The organism is Pseudomonas sp. HMSC057H01 (assembly GCF_001836405.1).
Taxonomy (GTDB): Bacteria; Pseudomonadota; Gammaproteobacteria; order Pseudomonadales; family Pseudomonadaceae; genus Pseudomonas; species Pseudomonas aeruginosa.
On the sequence record NZ_KV828522.1, the window covers coordinates 27,485 to 27,788 of the forward strand.

Annotated in this window: 1 protein-coding gene; it reads left to right on the forward strand. The window is 69.1% G+C overall.

From position 1 onward, the window contains the following. On the forward strand, positions 1-304 hold a 304-nt coding region (locus HMPREF2581_RS29685; RefSeq protein WP_256565224.1), incomplete at both ends, for an Ig-like domain-containing protein.

Sequence of the window (304 nt, forward strand, 5' to 3'; positions counted from 1 at the left end):
GCAACGGCAACCCGATCGGCCAGGTCACCGCCGACGGCAGCGGCAACTGGGCCTTCACGCCCGCTACGCCGTTGGCCAATGGCACGGTGATCAATGCGCTGGCCCAGGACGCCGCCGGCAACAACAGCAGTCCCACCAGCGCCACCGTCGACTCGCTGGCGCCAGCAGCCCCGGTGATCGATCCGAGCAACGGTAGCGTGATCGCCGGTACCGCCGAGGCTGGTGCCACGGTGATCCTCACCGACGGCAACGGCAACCCGATCGGCCAGGTCACCGCCGATGGCAGCGGCAACTGGAGCTTCAC